3 protein-coding genes are annotated in these 7700 nt (G+C 56.7%); 1 reads left to right on the top strand and 2 read right to left on the bottom strand.

Features of this window, described 5'->3' with window-relative positions; translation table 11 throughout:
• Positions 1 to 2456 (bottom strand): glycogen/starch/alpha-glucan phosphorylase (locus WEB54_RS00685; protein WP_368052725.1); only part of this gene is annotated, 2456 nt, incomplete at its 3' end.
• 102 nt (positions 2457 to 2558) lie between these two features.
• Positions 2559 to 4799 (bottom strand): DNA topoisomerase IV subunit A, encoded by a 2241-nt coding sequence (gene parC, locus WEB54_RS00680; protein ID WP_368052724.1) that lies wholly within the window; start codon positions 4797 to 4799, stop codon positions 2559 to 2561.
• A gap of 324 nt (positions 4800 to 5123) precedes the next feature.
• Here parC and WEB54_RS00675 point away from each other — a divergent pair, with 324 nt between their 5' ends.
• On the top strand, positions 5124 to 7529 hold the full coding sequence (locus WEB54_RS00675) for a penicillin acylase family protein (RefSeq protein ID WP_368052723.1): 2406 nt from the start codon (positions 5124 to 5126) through the stop codon (positions 7527 to 7529).
• Positions 7530 to 7700 lie beyond the last annotated feature (171 nt).

Raw genomic sequence — 7700 nt, 5'->3', positions numbered from 1 at the left:
CGTGGGTGGGGCTTCAAATGCCAGATACGATTCACGTAATCCTTAATCGAACGATCTGAATTGAATTTGCCCATGGTCGCGGTATTGATGATGGCGCTGCGTGCCCAGGCTTTTTTATCCAGATACCGGGCTTCTACCTGCTGTTGGGCATCGCAGTAGCTGCGAAAGTCTGCCAACACCTTGTAAGGGTCACCGCCCTTGAGCAAGCTGTGCTTGATCGACGACAAGGCGCCGGGGTCAGCCGGGGTGAAGTAACCGTTGTCCAGCCAATCCAGAATGGCTTTAAGCTCCTCGTCCTGATGGTAAAGGTCGAAGGGGTTATAGCCCTGCTCGTTGAGCTGTCTGACCTCGTCAACCGACAGACCGAAAATAAAGATATTCTCCCGGCCGGCTTCTTCGGCTATTTCGATGTTGGCACCGTCCAGAGTACCGATGGTCAATGCGCCGTTCAGGGCGAGCTTCATATTCCCCGTGCCTGAGGCTTCTTTGCCAGCGGTTGAGATCTGCTCGGACAGATCTGCCGCCGGAATGATTTTCTCCGCCAGGCTGACCCGATAATTGGGCAGCATGACCACCTTGAGCTTGCCCTGAATGCGCTCATCATGATTGATGCGTTCAGCCACACAATTGATGGCATAAATGATGTCTTTGGCCAGTTTATAGGCTGGAGCAGCCTTGGCACCAAACAGAAACACCCGTGGCACTTTCACAGCATTTGGATCGTCCAGCAAGCGCCGGTACAGCAACATAATATGCAACAGATTTAGGTGCTGTCGCTTGTATTCATGCAGGCGCTTGATCTGGACATCAAACAGGGCTTCGGGGTCAATTTCGATACCGGTGAGATGCTTTACCTCGACTGCAAGATCAACTTTATTCTGGTGTTTGATGTCCATAAATTCGGTTTGAAAACGGTCGTCATCTGCCAGTGAGGTAAGCTGTTGCAGCTTGCTCAGATGCAACGGCCAGTCAGCCTCTATGTGCTTGTCGATCAGTGCCGACAACCTCGGGTTGCAGGACTTCAGCCAGCGCCGGGGCGTTACCCCATTGGTTACATTGGTGAATTTATCGGGCCAGAGCTGATCAAATTCGGGAAACAGATCAGACTTAACCAGATCAGAATGCACCTGGGCGACACCGTTGACGGTATGCGAGCCAATCACCGACAGGTGTGCCATACGCACTTTGCGCTGGTGCCCTTCTTCGATGATGGACAGACGGACCTTCACCGCATCATTCCCCGGCCAGCGGGACTCAACGTCCTGGCTCAGAAAGCGATGATTGATCTCGAAAATAATCTCCAGATGCCGTGGCAATACCCGGGCAAATAACGGCAAGCTCCAGGTTTCCAGCGCTTCCGGTAACAGCGTATGGTTGGTGTACGAAAACACCGGCTGAGAAATGGCCCAGGCGTCGTCCCAGCCGAGTCGTTTTTCGTCCATCAGTACCCGCATCAGTTCGGGAATCGCGACGGCCGGGTGCGTATCGTTCAACTGAATGGCCACCAGCCTGGCAAAGTGTGACCAGTCGTCGCCGTGGGCACGCTGATAACGCCGAATGATGTCTGCCAGCGAGGCCGCTGTAAAAAAGTACTGCTGGATCAGGCGCAGCTCCTTACCCGCATCTGTCGCGTCGTTCGGGTACAACACCTTGGAAATGGTTTCTGCCTGGGCCTGTTCGACCTGGGCGTCAATGTAACCGCCCGCATTGAACACGTCCCAGTCGAAGTAATCCGTAGCCCGGCTTTCCCAGAGCCGCAGAATATTCACATTGGAACCGGCATACCCCACGATGGGAATGTCCCAGGGGACGGCCTTGACCGTGCGAGCGGGTCGCCACACCTTGTATGCCTTACCGCCTTCGCTCAGGGTTTCGACATAGCCATAGAGTTTAATTTCCTGAACCGATTCGGGCCGGCACACTTCCCAGGGGTTGCCGTATTCACGCCAGTCATCCGGTCGTTCTACCTGCCGGCCCTGGCTAAAGCTTTGCTCGAACAGACCATGTTCGTAATGAATGCCATAACCCACAGCGGGGTAATTCAAGGTGGCCAGTGAATCCAGAAAACAGGCCGCAAGGCGTCCCAGGCCGCCATTGCCCAGCGCCATGTCGGGCTCTTCTTCAAGCACGTCTGTCAGCGTTTGCCCCAGTTTGGCCAGCGCCTGTTCAGCGACGTCGTACAATTGCAGATTATGCAGGTTGTTAGACAACAGCCGACCCATCAGAAATTCCATGGACAGATAATTCACTGCCCGGGTATCCATTTTTGAATGAGTGCGTTGAGTATCCGTCAGCCCGGCCATGACCGCTTCATTGACGGCGGCGGCGGTGGCCTTCCACCAACTCTGCGGGCTGGCTTTTTCTTCGTAAGTGCCCAGCGTAACATGCAGGTGATGCACAATACTGGCTTGCATGGATTCAACGGTAATGCGGGTGGGCGATGGAGACTTCGTCATGCCTGTTTCCCTGATCAATGCACTGGCTTGGCACGTGCTTACGTGAATCGTGCTATGAAGAGTAGACGAAACTAAGGCAAGCGACAGGAGCAGGTCGCTGCCTTATTCAACTCCAATACTGGCGACACTCTGAAAGCCTCGTGGCAACTTGTTGCCCCGGCGACCGCGCTCACCCAAATAGTGCTCCAGGTCTGCTCCTTTAAGTTTCAGTTTACGCTTGCCGGAATGGATGACCAGGGTGTCGTCACTGCCCAGCACCACGGCGCCGATCATGTATTCCTCATGCTCCGTTGCGCGGGCCGCCGGGATGTTGATGATCTTGTTGCCCTTGCCTTTGGCCAGTTCCGGCAGATCACGCACCGGGAACACCAGCAGGCGTCCTTCGTTACTGACCGCAGCCAGATAGTCCGTCTCGCGTTGATGGACAACCGCCGGGGCCAGTACCCGAGCATTCCTCGGCAGGCTCAGCACCGCCTTGCCGGCTTTGTTTTTACTGACCATATCGTCGAATCGACCAATAAAGCCGTAGCCGGCGTCCGAGGCAAGCAGGTACTGCTGATTTGGCTCATTGATCAGCAGGCCGCGCATCTCAGCCCCTGGAGGTGGGCTGACGCGTCCGGATATGGGTTCTCCCTGCCCCCTGGCCGACGGCAGCGCATGGGTCGCCAGCGTATAGGAGCGACCGGTCGAATCCAGTAGCACGGTAGGCTGATTACTTTTGCCGGGTGCACTGAACGCGAAGCCGTCGCCCGCTTTATAGCTGAGGTTGGCACCGTCAATGTCGTGTCCTTTGGCCGCTCGAATCCAGCCCTTTTGTGACAACACCACGGTCACTGGCTCAGACGGCAGTACTTCGTTTTCACTGAACGCCTGCGCCTCTTCACGCTGCACTCGCTGAGTCCGGCGATCGTCACCGAAGCTGTCGGCATCGGCCAGAATTTCTTTCTTGATCAGGGTGCGCATGCGTGTGGTGGAACCCAGCGTTTTTTCGATCTTGTCGCGTTCGGCTGACAGTTCGTCCTGTTCGCCGCGAATCTTGAATTCTTCCAGCTTGGCCAGTTGCCGTAACTTCAATTCAAGTATGGCTTCAGCCTGAATGTCGCTCAGTTTGAAGCGACTCATCAGTTCCTGCTTGGGTTCATCTTCGGTACGAATGATGTGAATGACTTCATCGATACTCAGATAAGCAATCAGCAAACCATCGAGAATGTGCAACCGGGCGATGACTTTATCGAGCCGGTGCTGCAGACGGCGACGCACGGTTGTGGTTCTGAACGTCAGCCATTCGCTGAGAATGTGAGTCAGGGATTTGACCTGGGGCCGACCGTCGGTCCCGATCATGTTCAGGTTGATGCGGATGGTTTTTTCCAGATCGGTGGTGGCGAACAGGTGGTTCATCACAGCATCGACATCGACCCGGTTACTGCGCGGTTCGATCACCAGACGGGTCGGGTTTTCATGGTCGGATTCGTCGCGCAGGTCAGACACCATCGGCAGTTTTTTGACCTGCATCTGGTGAGCGATCTGCTCCAGAATTTTGGAGCCGGACACCTGGTAGGGAAGTTCGGTGATCACAATGTCACCGGCTTCAACATGATAGCGCGCCCGCACCTTGACCGTGCCACGACCGGACTCATAGATCTTCTGCAGGTCGGCGGTGGGCGTGGTCAGCTCGCCACCGGTCGGAAAATCCGGACCTTTGATGTGCATCATCACATCCGCTAGCGTGGCATCCGGCGAATCCAGCATATGAATGCAGGCGGCGGCCACTTCACGGATGTTGTGCGGTGGTATGTCAGTAGCCATACCAACGGCAATGCCGGTGGTGCCGTTGAGCAGAATGTGGGGCAACCGCGCTGGCAGCACCGAGGGTTCGTCCATGGTTCCATCGAAATTGGGTACCCAGTCGACGGTGCCCTGGCCCAGCTCATCGAGCAACAGGCCCGCGTGAGCGTGCAGGCGCGACTCGGTGTAGCGCATGGCGGCGAAGGATTTCGGGTCGTCCGGCGCGCCCCAGTTGCCCTGGCCATCGACCAGCGGGTACCGGTAGGAGAAGGATTGCGCCATCAGCACCATGGCTTCGTAACAGGCGCTGTCACCGTGCGGGTGGTATTTACCCAGTACATCGCCCACGGTACGGGCAGATTTTTTGTACTTGGCAGTGCTTTTAAGCCCCAATTCACTCATCGCATAGATGATGCGACGCTGTACGGGCTTGAGGCCGTCGCCCAGGTGGGGCAGGGCCCGATCCAGAATGACGTACATGGAATAGTCCAGATACGCCTTTTCGGAAAACTGGCTGAGCGACAGTTGTTCGATGTATTCGCCGGATTGTTCAGTCATTCGATGGGTTCGCCTTAACAGGGCCGCCGGTTCAGAGAGGCACCCCGGGATCAGTAGGATCAGAACGGTGTCGGAGGCGCAAGTGTCGCAATTTCAACCGCTTATGACAATCAGGCATGGATTTGTGGTGAAACCGCTGAGCTGTCAACCGACCGGCATAACCTGTTGCCGGAGCCTTTGGGGTCGCGTGTTTCTGTGGCAAACTGAAATCATGAGCGGCCGCTTTATCTTTCGTGCCATAGACCCGGCGGCTGGCACTTGACTTAGTGGTCGATCTGGCAATTTAAGAAAACAATTAAGAATAACCACAAAAAGGAAACAGGCATGGCCGTATCGCGCCCTATTCGATGGATTTTCAGAACCATTTTACTGTTGCTGATCCTGGTGGCAGGCGGTATTGCCTGGCTCTGGTGGCAACTGAATGGCAGCCTGGCGCCGCTTGAGGGTACTCACCCGATGCCCGGCCTGAATGCCGAAGTCCGCATTGAACGCGACGCTCAGGGCATTCCGACCATTTATGCCCAGAACCGGCCCGACAGCGCCTATGCGTTGGGCGTGCTGCACGCTCAGGAACGCTTTTTCCAGATGGATCTGCTGCGCCGCAATTCTGCAGGTGAGCTGTCTGAATTGGTGGGTGAGGCGGCGCTGAATTACGATCAAAGCATTCGTGTTCACCAGTTTCGTCAACGCGCCGAAAGAGCCGTCACTGCGCTGAAGCGCCCGGAAATACTGCGCTTGAAGGCCTATACCGCCGGCGTGAACGCGGGCCTGGCCGCCCTCGACAGCCCGCCCTTCGAATACCGTTTGTTGCAAACCAAACCCCATAACTGGCAACCGGCCGACAGCATGCTAACGCTGTACAGCATGTACCTCGACCTGCAGCCGCAGTGGAATGAACGCGAACGCTCTCTGGCGGTGATGGAAGACTTGCTACCGACCGACTGGTTCAATTTTCTGACGCCGGTGGGTGGAGAGTGGGACTCGCCTGTTCACGGTGAGGCGTACCAGTGGGAACCGTTCTTTCCCGAACAGCCTCTGGCTGAATTACAGGCCCCACGGGACCTTGCGGCCGTTAACGGCCATGAGCTCTGGCACTACAAGGATACGGTTGAGCTCGGCTCCAATAACTGGTCTGTATCCGGCGATCTGACCGATTATGAGGCGGGCATGGTGGCGGATGATATGCACCTGGGCTTGAGTGTACCCAACATCTGGTACCGGGCCAGTTGGACCGTTGCCGGGGCAGACCGGCGCATCACCGGTGCTACTCTGCCGGGCGCACCGGCCATAGTGGTGGGCTCCAATGAGCAGGTTGCCTGGGGCTTCACCAATTCGAACGGCGACTTTCACGACACCATCATTCTGCAAACCAATGCTGAGGAAACAGAGTATCTGACGCCGGAGGGCTGGCAGCCTTTCATCGTTGACAATGAAGTTGTTCAAGTCAAAGGCGCTGAACCGGTTACGGTGGCGGTGAAGTCCACGCGCTGGGGCCCGGTGATTGGTTATGACCATTTTGGCAGGGTACTGGCAATGCGCTGGGTTGCTCACGACCCTGAAGGCGCCAACCTGGATCTGACCCGAATGGAAACCGCCAATACGGTCTATGATGCTCTGACCATCGCTGCAACGTCGGGCATTCCCGGTCAGAACCTTAACGTTGTTGATGTACGGGGTAATCAGGCCTGGACGGTTATGGGCCGTCTGCCCCGTCGCTTCGGCTTTACCGAGGCAGGCATTTCACCCACCGAACCGGCCGATTGGTCGTCTGGTGAACTGGGCTGGAACGGCTACCTGAGCCCGGCTGAGTTCCCACAGATTGTTAACCCGGCCGATGACCGCATCTGGACCGCCAATGCCCGTATTGTGTCGGATGAGTTGCTGGATCTGGTCGGCCGAAGCGATTACGCCCTGGGCGCGCGCCAGCAACAAATCGAGAAAGGGCTTTTTGCGCAGGAACAATTCACCGAGCAGGATTTTCTGGATATCGCGCTGGACGACCGGGCACTCTTCCTGCAGCGCTGGCAACGCCTGATGCTCGCGGTGCTTGAGAACGATGAAAGCCCGGGAGCCGCTGAGCGTGCCGGGCTGGCTGAGTATGTGGGTCAGTGGGAAGGTCGTGCCAGTAAGACATCGGTAGGCTACCTGGCGGTAAAACGGTTCCGCGAACGCATTATCAATCGCACCGTGGGTGCGGTTTATCGCCAGCTCGACAGCGCCAGTAACGAGTTCTGGCCGGAGCGTGTGGATAATTTCCTGGAATACCCGGTGTGGGCACTGGTGACTCAGCAGCCGGAGCAGCATCTGCCGCTCGGCTATGACACCTGGGATGATTTCATGCTGTCGATGGTCGATGAAACCCTGCAGGTCATGACCGCCGATGGTGAGCCTCTGGCCGACCAGACCTGGGGCAAGGCCAACACCCTGTCGATTCGACACCCCCTGAGTGATGCGGTGCCGCTGCTGTCACGCTGGCTCGACATGCCCGAAGAACCAATGGACGGTGATACCTACATGCCGAGGGTGCAACGCACTGACAATGGCGCTTCCGAGCGCATGGTGGTCGCACCGGGCCAGGAAGAAAACGGGATTTTTCACATGCCGGTAGGCCAAAGCGGCCACCCAATGTCACCCTATTACGACCGGGGGCATCGCGACTGGGTAGAAGGACGCCCGAGCCGGTTTATGCCCGGACCAACCCAATGGCGCATGACACTGGAACCGATGTAAGGAGGTTATGCTAAGTTTTTTGGCATGAGTTCGTGCCAGACGTCGGGTGTGCCTGTCTGGGGTCGGCGTAAATCCTTCCATGGAGCCTAGACCGCAGGATATGAATCCCATCCATGGGATTCATATCCTGCGGTATCGCTGCGCTCATGCTAAAACGCTCCCGGCGTTTTA

It is taken from the genome of Saccharospirillum sp. (assembly GCF_040881935.1).
In the GTDB taxonomy this organism is placed as follows: domain Bacteria; phylum Pseudomonadota; class Gammaproteobacteria; order Pseudomonadales; family Natronospirillaceae; genus Saccharospirillum.
This window is presented reverse-complemented; position numbering and strand designations above follow the sequence as displayed.